The sequence below is a fragment of the Paenibacillus cellulosilyticus genome, assembly GCF_003182255.1.
GTDB lineage: Bacteria > Bacillota > Bacilli > Paenibacillales > Paenibacillaceae > Paenibacillus_T > Paenibacillus_T cellulosilyticus.
Genome location: NZ_QGTQ01000012.1, coordinates 86,648 through 106,774 on the forward strand (window position 1 = coordinate 86,648; position 20,127 = coordinate 106,774).

Annotated in this window: 23 protein-coding genes; 22 read left to right on the top strand and 1 reads right to left on the bottom strand. The window is 49.4% G+C overall.

Annotated elements, in window-relative coordinates; all coding sequences use genetic code 11:
- Positions 1 to 20: 20 nt before the first annotated feature.
- The 8 genes from DFQ01_RS16245 (at position 21) to DFQ01_RS16280 (ending at position 7,774) form a co-directional block, all read left to right on the top strand.
- The gene (locus DFQ01_RS16245; protein WP_110044946.1) at positions 21 to 746 is read left to right on the top strand and encodes a phosphonate ABC transporter ATP-binding protein; all 726 of its coding nucleotides are present in this window, start codon (positions 21 to 23) and stop codon (positions 744 to 746) included.
- 75 nt (positions 747 to 821) lie between these two features.
- A complete protein-coding gene (locus DFQ01_RS16250) occupies positions 822 to 1,433 on the top strand; it encodes a DUF3298 and DUF4163 domain-containing protein (protein ID WP_110044947.1) in 612 nt (203 codons plus the stop codon).
- 61 nt (positions 1,434 to 1,494) lie between these two features.
- Positions 1,495 to 2,148, top strand: a complete 654-nt coding sequence (locus DFQ01_RS16255; protein WP_110044948.1) for a response regulator — start codon at positions 1,495 to 1,497, stop codon at positions 2,146 to 2,148.
- Positions 2,149 to 2,292: 144 nt separating this feature from the next.
- Positions 2,293 to 3,957: an amino acid permease gene (locus DFQ01_RS16260; RefSeq protein WP_110044949.1), complete on the top strand. Its 1,665-nt coding sequence runs from the start codon at positions 2,293 to 2,295 to the stop codon at positions 3,955 to 3,957.
- A gap of 198 nt (positions 3,958 to 4,155) precedes the next feature.
- The gene (locus tag DFQ01_RS16265) at positions 4,156 to 4,809 is read left to right on the top strand and encodes an MOSC domain-containing protein (RefSeq protein WP_110044950.1); all 654 of its coding nucleotides are present in this window, start codon (positions 4,156 to 4,158) and stop codon (positions 4,807 to 4,809) included.
- 24 nt (positions 4,810 to 4,833) lie between these two features.
- Positions 4,834 to 5,886, top strand: coding sequence for a phosphotransferase (locus DFQ01_RS16270; RefSeq protein WP_110044951.1), 1,053 nt, complete (start codon positions 4,834 to 4,836; stop codon positions 5,884 to 5,886).
- Between the two features lie 61 nt (positions 5,887 to 5,947).
- Positions 5,948 to 6,856: a polysaccharide deacetylase family protein gene (locus DFQ01_RS16275; RefSeq protein ID WP_110044952.1), complete on the top strand. Its 909-nt coding sequence runs from the start codon at positions 5,948 to 5,950 to the stop codon at positions 6,854 to 6,856.
- A gap of 231 nt (positions 6,857 to 7,087) precedes the next feature.
- Positions 7,088 to 7,774 carry a class I SAM-dependent methyltransferase gene (locus DFQ01_RS16280; RefSeq protein WP_110044953.1) on the top strand — a complete coding sequence of 229 codons (687 nt, stop codon included), beginning with the start codon at positions 7,088 to 7,090 and terminating at the stop codon, positions 7,772 to 7,774.
- A 73-nt stretch (positions 7,775 to 7,847) separates the two neighbouring features.
- Here the strand turns inward: DFQ01_RS16280 and DFQ01_RS16285 are convergent, their stop codons facing one another.
- Positions 7,848 to 8,861 (bottom strand): YpdA family putative bacillithiol disulfide reductase, encoded by a 1,014-nt coding sequence (locus DFQ01_RS16285; protein WP_110044954.1) that lies wholly within the window; start codon positions 8,859 to 8,861, stop codon positions 7,848 to 7,850.
- 169 nt (positions 8,862 to 9,030) lie between these two features.
- Here DFQ01_RS16285 and DFQ01_RS16290 point away from each other — a divergent pair, with 169 nt between their 5' ends.
- From DFQ01_RS16290 to DFQ01_RS16350, 14 genes are all read left to right on the top strand, one after another.
- Positions 9,031 to 9,564 carry an ADP-heptose synthase gene (locus DFQ01_RS16290; protein WP_110044955.1) on the top strand — a complete coding sequence of 178 codons (534 nt, stop codon included), beginning with the start codon at positions 9,031 to 9,033 and terminating at the stop codon, positions 9,562 to 9,564.
- A 114-nt stretch (positions 9,565 to 9,678) separates the two neighbouring features.
- Positions 9,679 to 9,834 carry a hypothetical protein gene (locus tag DFQ01_RS31155; RefSeq protein WP_174812658.1) on the top strand — a complete coding sequence of 52 codons (156 nt, stop codon included), beginning with the start codon at positions 9,679 to 9,681 and terminating at the stop codon, positions 9,832 to 9,834.
- A gap of 125 nt (positions 9,835 to 9,959) precedes the next feature.
- Positions 9,960 to 11,780: an ABC transporter ATP-binding protein gene (locus tag DFQ01_RS16295; RefSeq protein WP_110044956.1), complete on the top strand. Its 1,821-nt coding sequence runs from the start codon at positions 9,960 to 9,962 to the stop codon at positions 11,778 to 11,780.
- 97 nt (positions 11,781 to 11,877) lie between these two features.
- Entirely contained in the window at positions 11,878 to 13,707 is a 1,830-nt protein-coding gene (locus DFQ01_RS16300; protein WP_110044957.1) for an ABC transporter ATP-binding protein, read from the top strand.
- Between the two features lie 145 nt (positions 13,708 to 13,852).
- Positions 13,853 to 15,241 carry an outer membrane protein assembly factor BamB family protein gene (locus DFQ01_RS16305; RefSeq protein ID WP_110044958.1) on the top strand — a complete coding sequence of 463 codons (1,389 nt, stop codon included), beginning with the start codon at positions 13,853 to 13,855 and terminating at the stop codon, positions 15,239 to 15,241.
- Positions 15,242 to 15,402: 161 nt separating this feature from the next.
- Positions 15,403 to 15,711: a hypothetical protein gene (locus tag DFQ01_RS16310; RefSeq protein ID WP_110044959.1), complete on the top strand. Its 309-nt coding sequence runs from the start codon at positions 15,403 to 15,405 to the stop codon at positions 15,709 to 15,711.
- A gap of 38 nt (positions 15,712 to 15,749) precedes the next feature.
- On the top strand, positions 15,750 to 16,604 hold the full coding sequence (locus tag DFQ01_RS16315) for an SDR family oxidoreductase (RefSeq protein ID WP_110044960.1): 855 nt from the start codon (positions 15,750 to 15,752) through the stop codon (positions 16,602 to 16,604).
- A gap of 109 nt (positions 16,605 to 16,713) precedes the next feature.
- Positions 16,714 to 17,076: a VOC family protein gene (locus DFQ01_RS16320; protein WP_110044961.1), complete on the top strand. Its 363-nt coding sequence runs from the start codon at positions 16,714 to 16,716 to the stop codon at positions 17,074 to 17,076.
- Positions 17,077 to 17,365: 289 nt separating this feature from the next.
- Positions 17,366 to 17,704 carry a VOC family protein gene (locus DFQ01_RS16325; protein ID WP_110044962.1) on the top strand — a complete coding sequence of 113 codons (339 nt, stop codon included), beginning with the start codon at positions 17,366 to 17,368 and terminating at the stop codon, positions 17,702 to 17,704.
- 11 nt (positions 17,705 to 17,715) lie between these two features.
- Positions 17,716 to 18,174, top strand: a complete 459-nt coding sequence (locus DFQ01_RS16330) for a VOC family protein (RefSeq protein WP_110044963.1) — start codon at positions 17,716 to 17,718, stop codon at positions 18,172 to 18,174.
- 42 nt (positions 18,175 to 18,216) lie between these two features.
- Complete coding sequence (locus tag DFQ01_RS16335; RefSeq protein ID WP_174812659.1) at positions 18,217 to 18,690, top strand: GyrI-like domain-containing protein; 474 nt, start codon at positions 18,217 to 18,219, stop codon at positions 18,688 to 18,690.
- Entirely contained in the window at positions 18,687 to 19,232 is a 546-nt protein-coding gene (locus DFQ01_RS16340; protein WP_245946736.1) for a GNAT family N-acetyltransferase, read from the top strand. Before DFQ01_RS16335 ends, DFQ01_RS16340 begins: the two co-directional genes overlap by 4 nt.
- Positions 19,233 to 19,300: 68 nt before the next feature.
- A complete protein-coding gene (locus DFQ01_RS16345) occupies positions 19,301 to 19,699 on the top strand; it encodes a VOC family protein (RefSeq protein WP_110044965.1) in 399 nt (132 codons plus the stop codon).
- Positions 19,700 to 19,735: 36 nt separating this feature from the next.
- Positions 19,736 to 20,098 carry a VOC family protein gene (locus DFQ01_RS16350; RefSeq protein WP_110044966.1) on the top strand — a complete coding sequence of 121 codons (363 nt, stop codon included), beginning with the start codon at positions 19,736 to 19,738 and terminating at the stop codon, positions 20,096 to 20,098.
- The last annotated feature ends 29 nt before the right edge of the window (positions 20,099 to 20,127 follow it).

A 20,127-nucleotide genomic window follows, 5' to 3' on the forward strand; every position in this document is an offset into this window, starting at 1 on the left:
CGCTTAAAGGAGACTAGGCAATGATTCGTGTATCGCACCTAACGAGGCAGATCCCAGGAGGCCCTAAAGTACTGGACGATATTAGCTTCGAGATTGAGCCAGGCGAATTCGTCGCGTTGAAGGGCGGCAGCGGCAGCGGCAAGACAACACTGCTTCGTTGTCTCGCACTCCGTGAGGCATGGACGAAGGGTACATATGAATTCGATGGGAAGGATGTATTGGGGAGCGCGTTGTCAGGCAAAGTCAAAGTAAGACGTGAAGCTGCATACTTAGAGGAATCCCCCATCCTGTATAAGACCAAGACAGCGCTTCGTAACGTTATTATCGGTTCAGTGAACCAGACGCCATTCTGGCGCCGCTGGACTGGCATGGTCCGCAGCGATGATTATATGGGAGCGATGGATACGATCGAGAAGCTCGGACTACTGGATAAAGCGAAGCTGAAAGCAGAGAAGCTAAGCGGCGGAGAGAAGCAGCGTATCGCGATCGCAAGGGCGCTCGTCCATGGTGCGAAAGTGATTTTGGCCGATGAGCCGGTTACGGGTCTCGATCCACATTCCGCTGATCAGGTGCTTAGTGATTTGAAGAAGCTGTGCAAAGAACAGGGACTCATCGTTATCGCTTCTCTTCACCAAGGCGATTATGCGGAACGATTCGCCGACCGGACATTAGGGCTAAGCGTCGGCAAGCTGCTGTTCGACGTGAAGGGAAGACGATTAACGGAGCATGAGAAACGTCAGTTGTAGTTGATTTGTAAGAATGGCAGCAAGTGGCGGGCGCATATAATGGACCATCTGAACGTATAGAAAGGTGGCTCCTACATGGCTGTCCAGCAACCGCTTGTGATTCATTCGCACAAGGTGACGCATCCGAAGACCGAATTGCATATTCCCGTCGTCTCTGGCGCTCCTAATCCGGCCGCCGAGCAGGCGATTAATACGGATATCCGTAAAGGTGTTCAAATGCTCATCTCGGAGCAAGGCTCGCTCGAAGATCCGCGGTCCGAGATGCTTGGCTGGTTCGAGACGAAGACGAATGAGAAGAACGTATTCAGCATCTCGTTATTCAACTACGCTTACACAGGCGGCGCGCATGGGATGACCCTTCAGAAGTCGCTGACATTCAATACGCAGTCAGGTCATTCCTATACATTGGCTCAGCTATTCAAGCCAGGAGCCGATTATGTGAAAAGGCTGTCCGACCTTGTTGCGCAGCAAATCGCAGAACGTGACATTCAGACACTTGAGCCATTCAAATCAATTCGACCGGATCAAGATTATTACATCGCGGATCGCTCACTTGTCGTCTATTTTCAGCTGTATGAGCTGGCTGCTTATGCATACGGGTTTGTGTACTTTCCGATTTCTGTTTACGATCTGCAAGATATTATGGATGAGAATGGTCCTCTCGGACTTATGTCTGCCAGTAATTAATTACGACGATTCGGATTTTCGACGAGTGCTTCTAGCGTGACCTCGTCTTAGGAGAAAGAGCATGTTGAAGACTGTCCTCGCTATTGCTGGAATATCGATTATCGCCGGGCTTCTTGTCCGCCGTGTCATACGAGTAAAGCAGCGCCGCAATATCCAGATCGAAAGCGTTTCAGATGGAAATAACGCCAGTCAGGCTAGCGCATCAGCTTCAACTGGTGCTGGCGTGCAGAATGAAGCTGCAGCTGATTTGTCCGATTCTGCGTATCCAGCAGCAGACATCTATACAGCCGGTGCGGCCTCGGCTGTTCTTGTCCAGCCGGACAAACCTTCCGTCCTGCTTGTGGATGATCATCCGCTCATGCGTCAACTGATGAACGAAGTGCTCACCCAAGCAGGTGTCGGTGTTGTGAGTGCAGGCGACTGTCATGAGGCATTACAGCTGCTTAGTCAGTACAAATTCGAAATGCTTCTTTCCGATGTCCAGATGCCCGGCATGGATGGCATTGAACTGCTCAGACGTTTACGCGCTATGAAGGGAAGCTCGAACGCTGCGATTCCGTGTGTATTTATGACGGGAAGTCTTGATGATTCCAAACGACGAGAGGCTGATCGACTAGGCGCGCTTGCGTTCTTCACGAAGCCATTCGATATTCATGCGATTGCACAATTCATCGCGACGGAGCTAGAGAAGGAGCAGCGCATCGTTTCACCTTAATCGATAGACCGTACTGCTGCTGACAAGCACAGTGCGGTCTTTTTTTGCTGCGATCGTGTTGAAAGCATGAAGCCGTCCGGTGCTGATCGAATTCGAGTGGTCATACAATGAACCATCGATCAAGAGTAACGGAGGTGATACGCGTTGATCATCGGACTCGCTGCGCTCGCTGTCTTCGCAATAATCTGCTTGCTGGCTATCGGGCTGGCCTATACGGCAGGTGAAAGCATTCGTGCATCACGACATCAATCTTATGGCGGATCAACGTATGCACAGTTGGTGCACGACAAAGATGACCTTAACCGTATGGGCTTTCCTCAATTGCTGCTCCGCAACTACGGCAGTGGGGCAGCATTTGGCTTATCGTTCCAGCAGCTCGGTCTAATAGCTGGGATGATTGCTGTATATGGGTTGGCGATAGAACATGGTGGATGGACCGTTATCGGATGGGGTTGGCTCATCCTTGGTTTGTTTGGCATTGCCACCGGCGCTGCGTTGGCGGAGCTTAGTTCGGCTTTTCCTACAGCAGGAGGACCTTACCACTGGGCACTTGCACTTGGAGGCGTTCGCTGGAGCTGGGTTACAGGCTTGCTTCATTGGGCAGGTCATATCGCTATGTTAGCGCTGACGAATTACTTTGGTGGTAAAATGTTGGACACATTCGCGGCAACTAGCCTTGGATATAGGTCTGGAAGCGGGACTACGCTTGCATGGATGGCTTTGTTCTACGTGCTGCAATGGCGCTTAAATCTCATTCGTGCACGTCAGATGAGACGCACGCTTGGCCTTGGTACAATTCTGACAGTCGGAATTGCGGTGTTCGCTATTGCTGGCATCGTATGGCTGATCTGGCCTGGTGCGGCTCCAGCAGCGTCATTATTTGATTCCGGCATCATGCTGGGGAATGCAGGACTCGTTGATTCAAGCGCAACTTCTGTTTCAGGATGGTTGATCGGTTTGCTGCTATTACAGCGCATGTTTATCGGCAGTGAGGGTGGGGCGGCAGGGGCGGAAGAAACGGCAGATCCGCGAGTGCGATCGGCCTGGGCGATTTTTCTATCACCGGTGTATATGTTTGTCCTCGGCTTCGTTCTACTCTGTACCGTAACAATCAGTCTGCCGTTCGTCACGAACTATACCTATCTCCCATATGGCAGTTGGGTTGCTGCAATCATGCAGCCTTGGCTTCGCTGGGATACCATTGTCATGCTCCTGTTGATCTTCGGGGTTCTTCTATCTGGTGTTCAAAATATGAACGTTATTTCCCGCACCTTATTCGCAGCATCGAGAGACGGAGTCCTGCCCGAGCGTTTTCGCACAGGTCGTATATCCGCTCGAACCGGCAAACCATCCGCTGCGATTACCTATTCAGCTGTAGTAGCAGGTGGATGTGGGTTGGTCTATATCGGCTGGATGGGTGGAGGCAGCTCGCCCCTTATCGCACTGATCGGTTTCTCGATTATCGCGATTCAGCTCGCTTGTGCGATTCCAATTGGTCTAAGGCTGCTGGGAAATAAAGAAAAAGTACGCACCAAGCTTGCGACGGCACCATGGAAACTTGGTTTTATCGGTACAGGTGTCAGCTGGCTGGCATGGGGAGGGATGATTGTAAGCGCAGCAGGATGTATGCTGCTGCTCTCTCCGTATGCCGGTGCGGCAGCGGGGGGCTTAATACTGTTCGCATGGCTCGCATCACTCGTCCGAGGCAATGCGTTTAAGCAAAGGCTGCAGACAGCTTCTAAGCGTTCTCGAGCAGAGCTTCAGCGAATTGAAAGAAAATTCGGACCCTTATTTCTCGATGGGAAATGAAGCGAAGAAATAGCATTTTTATTTCCCAGGGAAGCGCATAAATATACAACTTCGTTAATGTTTCGACAGCAGACTGAATTCGGATTGCGACAATCTGTGTCGAACTTACAGCTGGACCCATAGCATTTGCCAACGTTTGGCGTTTGCCGTTATAATGGGCGCATTGATTATGGGAAATCGTCAGGGGGATATCGGGAAATGAATCGCGGAAATACAATCGTCGCTTCGATCAACGTCGGGATGCCGGATGTGCTAAAGCACGGTAATAAAGAGGTGCAGTCCGGCATCCGTAAGGAACCTGTAACTGGTAATATCCCATTAACAGCGAGCGGACTCCCTGGTGATGGTCAGGCTGATCTTAAAAATCATGGCGGCAGTGACAAGGCTGTATGCGCGTACAGCGCAGATCATTTCCCGTACTGGGAGCAGCGGCTAGGATTTGCAGTTACAGCAGGTGCATTCGGCGAAAATTTCACGCTATCCGGTTGGTCCGAATCGGAATGGTGCATTGGCGACCAAGTTCGTGTAGGCAGCGCATTGCTGCAGGTTACACAACCTAGACAACCGTGCTATAAACTGGGTGCGCGGCATGAAACGCCTGAATTGGCGGCATGGGTGACGGAGACCGGCTACACCGGCTTCTATATGCGTGTATTAGAGGACGGCGAAGCCGCGAGCGGCGACGAGGCTATTATCGTAGAGCGCGATCAAGCAGGGATCACGATTGCTGAGGCGAATCGTGTCATGCATCATGATAAAACCGATGCAGTGGGTATTCGCCGACTGTTGGCTGTGCCAGCACTCTCCGACAGCTGGCGAGAGACGTTGACGGAACGATTGAATCGTATTTAATGGCAGTAAGGGGACTAATCGATAATGACAGCACAAGAGAAAGCCGCTCCCGAGGCAGAAGCAACCTCGGTTGAGCAGTTGTTAACCGATATATTAGGTCAATATTCAATCCGAGGCGATTGGCGGGCGATTGATCGAGAGTCTGGCATGAATAATACGACGAGGCTTATTGTGACGGACAACGCTCGATACGCTATTCGTTTGTATGATAATCATCAGGACAACGCGATTGTACAATTGGAGCACGAAGTTCTGCAGTTCCTAGCCGAGTCGGATTTCGTATTACAGGTGCCAGAGCCTATACGCAGCTCCTCGGGTTCGACGGTTACAGCGGCTTCTACCGGTAAACTCGCTTCTTTATTCCGCTATATTGATGGGAATCGTCCATCCTCATCGAATGAGAAGCACGTACATTCGCTTGGATATGCAGCGGGTTTGCTCAGCCGTGCAATGGCGCAGCTTCAGACGAATAGCGAACCGCAGTATCAGCCGTATTATGAGCTGATGCAATCGTATGAAGGGTGGACAGATGAGAAAGTTATCGACACCGCATCACGCTGCTCTTTTGACGACAATGTTATGTCAGCCATACGCCGTATACTTGCGGTAAGGGCTAACTTGGCACCCTCCTTAACGATATTAAAGAAGCTGCCGCATCAATGGATTCACGGCGATTTGAACTTCTCGAATGCCGTTGCAGTTGGTGACGAGGTTGTTGGCGTGCTTGATTTTGAATTTTGTACCGTTGACCTGCGCGCAATGGAGCCGTCGGTCGTCATGGTTGACTTCATTAATGCAGACAGAACGAATGAACAGCGCTTGAAGGCAATCGACACGTTCGCAACGGGATTCGGAGAAGCGCTGAGATTGACTAGCGATGAAGCAGAAGCGATACCCTCTCTTATGAAGCTGCGAATGCTTGATGTGTTTCTGCATTTTGCGATTCGCTGTGCCGACGGTTTAGATGCTCCTGATGTATGGAAAGGCCAAATTCGGCATGCCGATGCGGTATGCCAATGGATCAACGAGCGTCACGATGAACTTGCAACTCTATTACGCAGCAGACTAGGTGAATGATTGTACAACCCTCCGCCATATACTGGGAATGAACGGCACAACGAACGGAGGGTGAGCAGCAATGAGCACGGCACGTTCACTAGGATATAGCGATCAGGATCGTCTCGTGATCTTGAACGCAGATGATTTTGGCCTTTGTCATTCGGCGAATGAAACGATTATGAAGCTGCTGGAGGATGGGGCGGTATCATCCGCAACGATCATGCTGCCCTGCGGATGGGCGCGCGAAGCGGCATTGTGGAGTGCAAGACATCCGGAACTTGATATCGGCGTACATTGGACGATGACAAGCGAATGGGATGCTTACAAGTGGGGACCCGTCTGCCGAACAGCGTCAACCGATTCACTGGTGACCGATGAAGGGTATTTTCCGAAAGACGCCAAATCTTTCGAACGGCAGGCGGATCCGGCTCAAGTGAAGGCAGAGTTGATTGCACAAGTCGAGATGTCATTGAAGCTTGGGATGAAGCCCACTCATGCCGATAATCATATGGGCAGCCTGTATGGGCTTGCGACGGGTAGAGACTTTCTGACTCCTGTATTCGAGGTGTGTGCGGCATATGGACTGCCATTTCGATTACCGCGTCATCTGTTAACGGAGACTGGACAGCTTGCTCCGCCTGAGCTTGCGAGCATTGCGAAGCAGCGTGCGGAAGAGGCTGAAAGCTACGGCGTAGTCGTGCTTGATTATTTGCTCGGCCTCCCGTTTGCGGTGCAGCCGGAGGAGACGTACGAGTCGTATCGGGACCAGTTTATTTATATGCTTATTAATCTTAAGCCGGGCGTATCCGAAATCGTCCTGCATCCGATGGAGCCCAGTAATGAATTGGACGCGTTCCATACGCAGTCGGTGAAGCGCGGCTGGGAGCTGCAGCTGCTGCATGATCCGCTGGTGCTGCAGACGATTGAGGAGCAGAAGCTTATTCGTATTGGGTGGCGGGAGCTGCAGCAGCTGCAGTTGGCGCTCTGACGGTTACAATTTACAACGTTAAAGGTATTAGAAAGCTCTGTCGATCTAGAATCGGTAGAGCTTTTTTCATTGTCACGAACGCATGATGTGAAGTCATAAAGGCGATAACAGTCCATAAATTAGTAATATTCTTTATTTTCATTGCGAGGACATCGTGGGAGGGGAAGTCTTGGTGATTAAGATTTATTTATCCTTTAACGGTATGAATGAGCAGCAGGTTAAGTTATCTCTATGACCTCGAGAGTATTTGACAGTGAAATGGAGGCTCGATTCTTCGTTGCTTCTGATAAACGAGAAGAGACTTTCGTAGTTCCACTGCCACGAACATGGTGGAGTCGGCCCTATGAATACGCTTGGTGCTCACAATTCGCGGGGGAGAAGGAAGTTGTACTTGATGCTGCCTGCGGTATCTCACATCCTTTTAAATTTTATCTCGGATCACGCAATCTTCGTGAAGTACACGCCTGCGACTGGGATCAGCGCATTTTATCACGAGAAGAGATTCACGCTGACATTATACGAGATTTCGGAGAGCGTGCAGGAAACCAGCTTATTCAGCAAATCGATTGGTCGAAGCTGAATTTATCGCAAGCTAGCATTACATCGCTGCCCTATGCCGATAACTACTTCGATACGATATTCTGCATCTCCGTTCTAGAGCATCTAAGCGAGCGTGATCAAATATCGGCGCTCAAACAATTTCAACGGTCCCTAAATCCGGGCGGCAGGCTAGTGCTAACGTTCGATTATCCAACAGTAAACTTGGAGCAGCTGTATGAACACGCACATCTAGCCGGATTTCGATTTCCCTCCTCGGTTCATGTGAAACTGCCGCTCAATGCCATCCAATCCGAAATGTGGGGGACTTTATATTGCTATCGCCTGTTGCTGCACAATAGGAGCGATTACTCCGAGTAAATTCATAAAAAGCCTCCAATACCATCACCAGTAAGGTGAGGATTAGAGGCTTCTTCATTGTCACACGGTTAGATTAAGCATGTTTGCTTCGCGTCTCTGTGATGTGCGCCGCGATTCGATCGCCGTGGAACCGACCGGACTCGATGAACACTTCGTTCGCTTGTTTGCGAGAAGCGACTACACCCGCCAGGTACACACCCGGAACATTCGTCTCCATCGTATCATCGTTGAACGTCGGGCTGCCGTCCTCTTCAATCGTCACGCCAATGCTAGACAAGAAGTCGCGATCGGGGTGGAAGCCGGTAAGGGCAAGAACGAAGTCATTCGGGAGCTGCTCGCGCTGCTCCGGTCCTTCGATTGTAACCGTCGATTTGTCGATCTCTACAACGCGTGATTGGAAACGCATCTGAATGGTGCCTTTGGCAACCAGCGCTTCAAAAATAGGCAGCACCCACGGCTTAATGCCGCGTGCATATCCCTCACCACGATAGACGACAGTGACTTCGGCACCAACACGCTCCAGTTCAAGCGCTGCATCGATGGCGGAGTTGCTGCCGCCGATGATCGCAACCTTCATGCGCGTATAAGGATGCGCCTCGCGGAAGAAGTGGCTGACTTTGTCCAGATCTTCTCCGGGAATGCCCAGCGTGTTCGGGTGATCGAAGTACCCTGTTGACACGACAACTCGTTCTGTGTGATACAGCTTCTCTTCGCCGAAACGATTAACGGAACGTACGAGGAATGACTGCTCTTCTTTCTTCACTTCTGTCACCGTCTCGAATGCATTCACGCGAATGTTCTTGCGAAGCGTGACGGTACGGTAGTAAGCAAGCGCCTCTTGGCGTGTTGGCTTCTCACCATTGGTCGTAAAAGGAATATCGCCGATTTCAAGTCGCTCCGGCGTGCTGAAGAAACGCATATAAGTCGGATATTGCGAAATGGAATGTACGATATTACGGCTCTCGATAATGAGTGGATTAAGACCCAGCTTCTGGAGCGCAATCGCTGCGGCTATTCCGCACGGTCCTGCGCCAATAATAATGACCTGCTCTGTGCTGTCGGTGCTCTGTTCGAACGATCCGAGCATATTTGATCAGCCTCCTGTCGGATGGTTCCTATCATTAATATTGTAACTGCTAGAAGCATCCTCGCGCAAACCAGTCGGCTAGACTTGTCATAAATCAGCGTTTGGTGCTGTGTACGAGCTTTCGAATCATGTATAATAGGGTTGACTTGCACGACTGGGAGGAAGCTAGATGCGACGGCGTTTTGTTATTGAGGCGGTAATGGTGGCAACTTACGGGCACTTGTTAGTGCCAAGTCGTCCGGTGGAGTATATCGTTCCTTATTCGACGATTGCGGAGCTATACGATATGAAGGACGGAGCAGATCCCGTCATGGAAGATCCATCTGACGACAAGCATGTGAAGGAGAAGATTGGCGAACTTATCGCTTTCTTCGAAGATCCATTGAATAAGAAGAAAATTGAGAAGGCTCTGCAGGTGCCGTGGCGCCAGAGCTCACCGCTGCTGCTGAACGAGAACATTCAGTTCACAGTCGTTCACGCGCTCGACAATGCGCAGTATGGTGAGCTGTTCGATCCAATCGAGACGGAAGTGCTGCTGTCGGGAATGAAGCTGGAAACCCCGATTTTATCGGATCAGATCGAGTTCCAGGAAAGGCTTATTGAGGCCGAGATTCCAGTCCAAATCTACGATATCGATGACTTCGAATTCGCTGTAGAGGAAGGCATCGAACCCGAAGATATGTTCGAGCAAAGAGATTTGTAAAGCTTTTTATTTTCTAAAAAGGAAATAAAATGGTTGCGCGCCTGAAGTTGGGATGCTAATATTTCCATGAACTCACTTAAATAAAAACGACATTTACGAAAGGAGGGGCCGAATATGCCAAACGTTAAACAAGTTCTGAACGCTGTTGTTAGTCAAGTTCAACAAATGAAAGCTGTTGTTAATCAACAGGTGTTTTTTGCAAGCCGTCCGTTTGTTACTGCCAACAACTGGATGAACAGCTTTGCTGTATTCGGCCCTGACTTTGCGTAAACACGGGTATAACGGAGTCGTCTGACTTCGTATATCTTGTCGTCTGCGGGAAGACCCGAGCCTATGCGGCTTGGGTCTTCTTTGTTGTTGCCGATTAGGGGAGAGTTACGAGAGGAGAGAGAAGGTTGGCAACGTTACTTCGATTACTGAAATACGTTAGACCGAGTGGAATGCTTGTAGTCGCAACATTAACGCTCATGCTCCTAGCGACGCTGATCGATTTGCTGGCACCTTGGGTACTTCGCAAAGTATTCGACGACGGTATCAGCAAGAGCGACATGGGCATGGTTCTCATGCTTGCGCTAGCATTATTTGGCTTGCAGTTGGGCAAGAGCTTAGGCAGCTTCGCACAAGGCTACACGCAAGAACTGATTGGACAGAACGTCGTATTCACGCTTCGCAAGCAAATGTACGAACATCTTCAGCGTCTGCCTTTCAAGTATTACGATAAGGCGCAGACCGGTCAGTTGATGTCCCGGATGACGGGCGATATTGAAGCGGTCAAGAACTTCGTTGGCTTCGGCGGGATGATGCTCGTAGCAGGCATGGCAACATTCGTTGGTACGCTCATCTTCATGTGCTCCATGCAATGGCAGGTTACGCTTCTTGCCTTAAGTCCGATTCCATTGCTGCTGATCGTTATGTGGATGTTCAGCCGCAAGGTAGGTCCGGCATGGGGCAAAATCCGCGAGCAGATGGGTCGTCTGACGACGACGCTTCAGGAGAACATCTCAGGCATTCGCGTCGTTAAAGCTTTCGCAAGCGAAAGTAAGGAGAAGAGCAAGTTCGCTGGACGAAACGAGCAGAATTTCGAGACGAACATGCATCGCGCGAAGCTGGAAGCAAACGCTTTCCCACTGATGGGTTTCTTGGGTGGCCTGACGTTCCTCATCATGATCTGGGTCGGTGCTGTCTATGTAGCGAACGATAAAATGTCGCTCGGCACGTTCATGGCGTTCCAATGGTACACGTGGGGAATTATTTGGCCGCTTAACATGTTGGGCTGGCAGATCAACATCTTTCAGCAAGCGTTGAAAGCAGCTCCTCGGGTATTCGAAGTACTCGACACGAAGGTCGACATCGAGTCGCCGGCGGACGGCGGAATCGATGCAGCAACGATTCGGGGTTCTGTGAAGTTCCAGAATGTCACGTTCGCCTTCGATAAGAAGTCCAATGAAGAACAGACTAAAGATCTGAGCAAGAAAGAAGCGGCAGCCGCTTCCGAACAAGATCGGATGGAACAAGAGAACCGTGCCGTGATCCATGACATTCAGCTCGACATCAAGCAAGGTGAGGTTATCGCCGTACTCGGTGCGACTGGTTCCGGCAAGAGCAGTCTGATCGCCCTGCTATCCCGCTTCTATGATGTATCGGAAGGTTCGGTACTGATCGACGGCATAGACGTAAGAGATTATGAACTCGATGGACTGCGCCGCAGTATCGGCATCGTGCCGCAGGAGACGTTCCTATTCTCCGCATCGATTCGCGATAACATCGCCTTCGGACGCCCAGAAGCGACGCAGGAGCAGATCGAGAATGCGGCGAAGAAAGCGCAAATTCATGCGTTCATCGTCAATATGCCGTACGGCTACGATACGCTGATTGGTGAGCGCGGCGTCGGCTTATCGGGTGGTCAGCGGCAGCGTGTAGCGCTTGCTCGTGCGATTCTGATGGATCCGCCAATTCTTGTACTCGACGAAGCGACAGCAAGCGTCGATACAGCTACGGAATCAGCGATCCACGAAGGACTGCTGGAAGTCATGAAGGGGCGTACGACGTTCATCATCGCACAACGGCTGTCCTCGATCCGACGTGCGGACCGCATTATCGTATTGGACAGCGGCAAGGTCGTACAGCAAGGCACACATCGCGAGCTGAATGAACAAGACGGCTTCTTCCGCAGGCTGCTGGAGCGGCAGGAAATGGCGGCGGCTTCTAGTCATTAATGTCGTTAATAACCGATGGATGCGCGTAGTATCAGCAATTATCGTAATTTCATTACACTAATAATTAATAACACTAACTATTAAGGGGGGAGTACCAGTGAGTCAAGTCGAATGGGATTCGGAAGACGAACTGGAGGAAAAGCCGTTTCAGCTCGCATACGTGCGAAGGCTCTTCCGCTATGTACTGCCGTATCGGCGAACACTCGGCATCGTCATCCTAATCGTTCTACTGAACATGGGGCTTAGCCTAGCCGAGCCGCTCATGCTCGGATATATGATCGATGATGGTATTGTGAAGAAGGACTTTGAACTCATTACCTGGCTCGGCGTGTCGCTCCTTGCCTTCCGCCTCATTGGATGGCTGTTCGGCTACTTGCACACGAAGCTGATCAACTTCACCGGACAACGGGTATTGTTCGATCTTCGTCAGCAGCTGTTCAATCACTTGCAGACGTTGTCCTTCCGATTCTTCGACGGACGTCCTGCCGGCAAAATCATGTCGCGGATTACGAACGACACGAACGCAATCGGCGAGCTCGTGAACGGCGGTCTGATCACGACGGTCATGGAAGTGACGCATCTGGTCGGTATCGTTGCGATTCTGTTCTGGATGGATTGGCAGCTGGCGCTGCTGTCGTTCATTACATTCCCGCTGCTCTATCTGATCGTCGGCAAGCTGCGTCCGAAGATTGAAGGCTCTTGGTCGAAGTCTAGACGGACGATGTCGGCCATCAATGGTAACGTCAACGAGACGATTCAAGGCATGCGTGTCGTGCAGGCGTTCTCGCGTCAAAATGCGAACGACAAGAAGTTTAACGAGATTAACAGTAACAATAAATCGGCATTCATGCGTGCGATTCGGATGGAGTCGACGGTATGGCCGCTCGTTGAATTGATCGGCATGATCGGTACGTGTATCGTCGTTTGGTTCGGTGCGAAGCGGGTTATCGATGGTGCATTAACGATCGGTTTCGTCATGGCGTTCATCAACTACTTATGGCGGTTCTGGGGACCGCTTAGCGCATTGTCTAAGGTATACAGCCAGCTGCTGTCGGCAATGGCTTCGGCAGAGCGCTTGTTCGAAATTCTTGATACCGAGCCTGAGGTGAAAAATGCTGCGAGAGCGAAGGAGCTTCCTCTGATTCGCGGCGAGGTTGAATTCAAGGATGTAGCGTTCCAATACGGTCCGGATAAGCCGGAAGTGCTTCACGACATTAACCTGAAGGTGAAGCCCGGTCAGCGCATCGCCATTGTTGGTCCAACGGGCGCAGGCAAGAGTACGATCGTCAACCTGCTCATGCGCTTCTATGATGTGACCGCTGGTCAGGTGACAATTGATGGACATGATGTGAAGGACGTCACGCTCGAATCACTGCGCAGCCAGATGGGCATCGTGCTGCAGGACTCGTTCATTTTCTCCGGAACGATTGAAGAGAACCTTCGTTACGGTAACGAAGATGCGACGGATGAGCAGCTCATGGAAGCAGCGAAGAGCGTACGTATCGATCAATTCGTGAGCAAGTTCGCCGACGGCTATCAGACACAGGTAGAGGAGCGCGGCAGCAAGCTGTCTGTCGGTCAGCGTCAGCTTCTCGCATTTGGACGTGTGCTGCTCAGCGATCCGCGAATCCTGATTCTCGACGAGGCAACGTCGAGCGTCGATACGGAGACGGAGCTGCATATCCAGACGGCTCTGGCACGGGTGCTGGAAGGCAGAACGGCCTTCATTATTGCCCACCGATTATCGACGATTCGCGATGCGGATCTGATCGTGGTCGTGCGAGACGGCAGTATTACGGAGCTCGGCACGCATGATGAATTGATGAAGACGAGCGGTTTGTACGCGAATCTTGTTCATTCCCAGCTGCTCATGCAGCAATCGTTCAACGACGTGCTGAACGAGAAATCGGAGCAGCAGGTTGGGTAGGTCGGTGTATGAAGCAGATTGCGGAGAAATTCCGTAATCTGCTTTTTTCGTCATGCAACCATTTGATTAGGAGGAACGTCTGTAGGTATAGAATGACACGATTTCGATTACGCGAATGAATTTTACATAAGGAGTGGTCCTACGAATGAAGCAGAAGACGAATATGGTGATGCCGCGATGGTCCAAGATTTTGATCGGTGCAGGTGCGACAGCCCTTCTGCTGTTCGGGGCGCTCCCCGAAACGAATACGAATCAAGTATTGGCAGATCAGCCTGCTGTATCGGTAAACTGGGGTACATACGAAGTAAATGCACCTTACCTGAAGCCGCAGTGGTCATTCGCTGTGAGCAACTGGAACTCCTCCTATAGTGGAATGGAGTCAAAGGCAGCGCTTGCTGAAGATGGACGAGTTATCGCTATTGATAGCAAAGGCCAACTGATCGCGCTGGATGCCGCTACGGGTAAGAGCCTGTGGGTGAATGGCAATAGCTGGCGGCCGATGCTTACCTATAATCAAGGAACTGTTTACGGTGCGCTCAATGATGGTCGTGTATGCGCAATAAGTGGTGCCGGGAATCTGAAATGGAGGACCGCTGTAAAGGTGGAAGGCATACAATCGATTGAACCAAACGGTGATACGATATATGTAACAGCTAATATGAAGCTTTATGCATTCAATGCTGCAACCGGTGCTCTTCGTTGGCAGACAGAGGAGAAAGGATTGGAATACTCGGCTGGTTTTGGCGGCTTACAACTGGTCGATGGCGTCATCATTCGAACTTATATTGTACAAGGAGCGCTATCGTCATCACAGATAAATGCTTATGATGCGAAGACTGGCAAGCAGCTGTGGACACGGTTCAAGTCGCAGGATCCTATCGCGATTCGTGGGGGACTACTCTATTCGGTGCAGGACAGCTATAACATGGGTAACTACGAGACGACGGATGATGGTCAGATTCGTGAATCGCTGGTGATGCACGCCATTAATGCTCGCACCGGTGAGGTGAAAGGAACGCGTACGTACAGCTGGACGAGCAAATTTGATCCTACGCAATCGGTTCAAGTGGGAATTAATGGTGCGCCGATACTGGATGGCGATAAGCTGTATATTTTCCAAGGAGAGAAGCTTGCGCAGTATGACTTCAGTCAATATAAGCCGAATGCTGCGCCGGTGAAGACATGGGGACAGTATTTGAAAGATGTCTATCCGCTGTATGCTGTACATGGAGATCGGATGCTGTATCGCAACTACAATACCGGAGCGCTCACTGCGATGAAGCTTGCGAATGGTCAGGTGATTGGCTGGCAGGTCGATAATCCGGTGGTACAGACGGACATTTATGATAATGGCCTGTATGTCGGTCAGTCGGATGGCGTATTCCATGCTTATGATTATGCTACGACAAAGCCAATTTTCTCGGTGAAGGCCAGTTCCCGTTACTTCGGACCGACATTGAAAACGAACGACATGATTATTGTGCAGAGCAAAGGAATGCTGCAAGCGGTGAAACTGCCGGCGGCGATGAAGTAAACAGAGGTTAGTTTGAGAGATAGACAGTGCCTTCGGGCGCTGTTTTTTTTGTTCTATACCCCCTTGGCCGTATCTTCTTGAAACGAAGGAAAACAAGTCATCTTTCTTGGAACCTTACATAGGTTAAAGTGTACTTGCTTGCTGTATAAGGAGGGCTGAGCATGAGACGGCTAATTCTTCTGGTTGGTGTGATCTTACTTGCATTGCTATGGACGAATCCGGATCGTTCTGATTTCGAAAAGTGGGTGTATAAGAAAGAAGTCATCCATTTTCAGAGAAGTACACCATTAGAGCCCGTTAATTATAGAAGTAGAAACTATCTGTTGTTCTCGATACATGAACTTTCGGTCTTAAGGCAGCAGACGGATTCGATTACCGAATACGACTCCTACGCAGGTGTGGGCGTACTTGGCATCATCTTTCCAACTTCAGCTCCTAATATTGATGGGAGGCAGTCGCCAGTATTTTGAAGTTCGTTCATTACGTTTCGGCAAAGGAGAATAGTCGAATGGGACCGTTTGCGAAGGATTTGTTGAAGGGCAAAGTCGTTCTCATTACTGGAGGAGCGACCGGACTCGGGCGTGCGATGGGGGAAACGTTCCTAGAGCTAGGGGCGCATCTTGCGATCGCCAGCCGTCGAGAGGACGTGCTAAAGAAGGCGGCCCAAGAGATGAGCGGGGATGAACGCAACGTGTTCTACCAACGCTGTGACGTCCGGGACCCTGCCCAAATTCAGGAGCTTGTAGACGCGGTGGAGCAGCATTTTGGACATATTGATATACTCGTCAACAATGCGGCCGGTAACTTCATCAGCCCGACCGAGCGCCTCTCTCCCCGCGCTGTCGACGTGGTTCTGAACATCGTGCTGCATGGTACGTTCTATACAACGCTGGAAATCGGCAAAAGGTGGATCGAGCAAGGGCGCGGAGGCACCATGCTGAATATCGTGACAACTTACGCGTCCACAGGCTCGGCGTTCGTTGTGCCGTCCGCAGCGGCCAAGGCGGGCGTATTGGCGTTGACCCGCTCTCTTGCGGTGGAATGGGCGCGCCATGGCATCCGCCAGGTCGCCATCGCACCTGGGCCGTTCCCAACGGAAGGCGCTTGGTCCAGGCTTTCCCCTACTCCCGAGCTAGAGGAGAAGATGATTGACCGTATACCGCTTCGGCGGGTAGGTGATAAAGAGGAACTTGCTTATCTAGCCGCCTATCTGATCTCCGATTACGCCGCGTATATGAACGGAGAAGTCGTTACGATCGACGGAGGAGAGTGGCTTCAAGGCGCCGGCCAATTCAACGACTTGCTCGAGGTTACCGCGCAGCAGTGGGATCTGCTTGCCGAGATGACACGCAAAGGCAAATAACGAGGACAATCTGGATGGGAAGAATAGTTGTGTTGTAGAAAATATTTACAACAGAACAAATGTTCTGTACAATAAAAGGGAAACATATCACAATAAAGGTGGTTTCCCAATGAGTGAACAAGTTGTTGAACGATTTATTGATCGGATTGACGCGGTATTCCTTCCGGTAAGGAATCTTCAGGAATCATTGGAATGGTATCAACAAGTGTTTGGGTTTGGTCTACGCTGGAGCAATGAAAGGATGGCTGGATTAGCGATTGCACCGAATTGCGGATTTCATATCGTACAAATTCCAGACTTTGAACCTATTAATAAGTACACCCCTTTCAATTTTGTTGTGAACAATGCAGATGAAGTCAGGGAAAGACTCGAACAACTTGGAGTAGAAGTGTCCGAGATAAGGAATGGAGAACCTAGACGATTTGACCTTACGGATATTAATGGAAATATGATTAGTGTGATTCAACTATAGATTTGCTATTAAATCAGCGGGCGGATTGAAAGCGTGTACATACCAGTGAAGAACGCTGCCGGCGAACTTCATCACGCATGATTGGGACGAACATAATGAGGAACATGAGATGGAGTCTATTTGTTTTGAAGTAACAGAACTGGATGAACTTTATGACCAAATGAAAAGAGCCGGCGGATGCGGACGAGCATTTTACTTCTATGACCCTGATGGGAACAAGTATGCAGCATGGCAAGGAGTCTGATACTCAACTTACGGGAAGTTATATTTTGATTAAGGAGTTGATTTCTTGACACTAGTAAAGAATCACATTGTTGACCTTTATATTTCGTGTGAAGATGAAAAGCGCGCAAAGAACTGGTACTTAAACGTATTAGGGTTAACTGATTTAGTGATGGACAATGGCTGTAGACTTTTGTTAATAGAATGGGGAGAAAAACATAAGCCAATCGTTGATGGGGCTGTGTTTAGCCTCCAAGCTCCTGATATTCATAAAGCTCACTCTGAACTAAAGCGAAGAGGCGCTAAAGTTGATGAAGAGGTCGTGCAATTCGGTGCGAAATCTCTTGGGTTTCACGTCATTGATTCTGAGGGAAATGTAATTTTGATTATAGACCAATCGAGTTAAGGAGCATGACAATGAGTGAGAAGAATGCAGCACATCAAGCAAAACCTGTACCATTTCTGGACGAAACCTTTCAGGTTCGTCTCGTCTCTGATTTGAAAGCATCACTGGCTTATTATCGGGATGCCCTTGGTTGTGACGTTGATGATTGGGGGCATGCCAAGCGTGGCGGAATGCGTGTTCTTCTGCAACAGGCGAAGAGTCGTGATGATGTAAGGCCCAATGCAGCTTCAATAAACCGCAATGATTATCCTGCGGAGTGGGATGGGCCTGATTACGGCTGGGACTCATTTGTTCACATCAGTTGGGAGGACTTCGAGATCTATATCGAAGAAGTGCGCAATAAGTGCGGCAAGATCGCGGTAGAGCCATTCTTATTTGTTGCGCATGGACGCTGGGAAGTCAAGAACGTGTACTTGCAAGATCTCGACGGCTATACGATCGTATTGGGAACGATGCGTGGTTTGGAGTGAATATCGTACAGTAAAGATGATGTTGCAATGGAGGGGCAGAAGATGGAATTTCAATCGGAGAGAAGAGGCTCTTATCAGTTAGCGGGTATTCGCTACGGAACAGATTTCCCTGGGTGGGACGGTAAGCCCAACTGGCTAAATCAAAAGTTTAAAGATTTCCACCAACGGATTTCCGGGCTATCGGGTTTCCATAAAGATGCAATGTATTTTATCTATCACATTGTACCTTGGGAGGGGTTTATCGTTTGTACGGAGATCGATGAATACTCAGATATACCTCCCGATTTTGTCAAAATAACAGTGCCCGATATTCGATATGACGTTTATTCTCACCATGGAACAATGTCCAGCCAACCTGAGACATTTGAGCGTATTTGTAACGCTTCTCATGGTGGAGAAGAGGATGAGGAGATCGTCCATTTCGAAAAATATGATGGGAATTTCGATTTTACACAGGATTCAGGTAGTTTCAAAATATATATTCCCGTGAAGCAGATAGATGGTGAGTTTCTTTGAAACTTTTTACTGATCATTTAATGTTAAGAACACTGGAGCTTGATGACGCAGAACAAATAAGGGAATTGGCGGGGGACTATGATATTGCGAAATCTACTTTAAACATTCCGCATCCATATCCTGAAGGAGCTGCCGAGGAATTTATCAAACGTACACATGAAAGCTTCAAGGAAGGTAATAATTATCACTTTGCAATTGTTCGTAAACTCGATGATAAATTGTTAGGTACGATTGCCTTAGGAATCACGCCTAAGCATAAACGAGCGGAATTGGCATATTGGATAGGAAAACCGTACTGGGGTCAGGGTTACATGACGGAAGCTGGAATTGGAATGATGAAATTCGGATTCGATGACCTTGATTTGAATCGTATATGTGCGCACGCATTTTCGACAAACTTAGCTTCCTCAAGGGTTATGCAGAAAATCGGGATGACTTACGAAGGGACTCTTGTACAACATGTTTACAAGTGGGAACAATATTATGATTTGGTTGCGTACGGGATTGTTAAACAAACCTATCAAGAGCTAGTAGCTCGTTGAAATAACAGGAGACGTTAGTTCAGAGCTATCAAAGAGCACTTGCCACCGCGGCAGCTGGGAGGACACTAATGAGTAACGTTGTGAAAAATATTGTCTTCGGCATTCCGGTTACTAAATCGGGGAATATGGAAGAATACGAGAAAGCAATTGATTGGTATGTGACCGTTCTAGGATTCGAGCTCATTTGGAAGATGGGCATTGCCAGCCTAAAGCTAGCAAATGGACAAGAAATCTTACTTTTCGGGGAAGAAGAGGACGACGAGAACAGTATATGGTACACAGGTAACGTTAAGCTGAATCCACATTATTCTATACAATTTACAACGGATAACATCGAGCAGCTGCAATCCAATTTGATTCGCAGCGGTGTAACGGTGGGAGATATTCAAGATATTGGTGGTCCTGATCGAGTCATGATGTTCTTGGACCCGTACGGAAATCGTTTCTGGGCATGCCAGGAGAAATAGTCAAAACTAGAGTAGGTCACATAGGAGGTTTCAAAGATGATAAAACGAGAAATTGAAACACCGATAAAACCGATTGTTCCTGCTGTTTTTGTCTATGTCACTGATGTGAAGAAATCAATCGTCTGGTACTGCAAAGTACTTGGTTTACCGATTCCTGAAACAGATCGAACCGATATTCATATTTTTGGTTTGGGAGAGAGTCAGTGTTCAAATCTATTTTTACGCCGTGTAGATAAAGTAGAACCAACAACCCAACCTCTCTTTAGTCTGGATGCGCCGAATATAGAGGAAACCTATCAATTCCTACATAAATTAAACATCGTTATCGAGCATAGGGACGATGAGGTTATCTGGTTTAAAGACCCCGATGGGAATGTTCTAATGGCATGCTCAATATGATTAGCAGGCGATAATGGAGAGATTCGTTG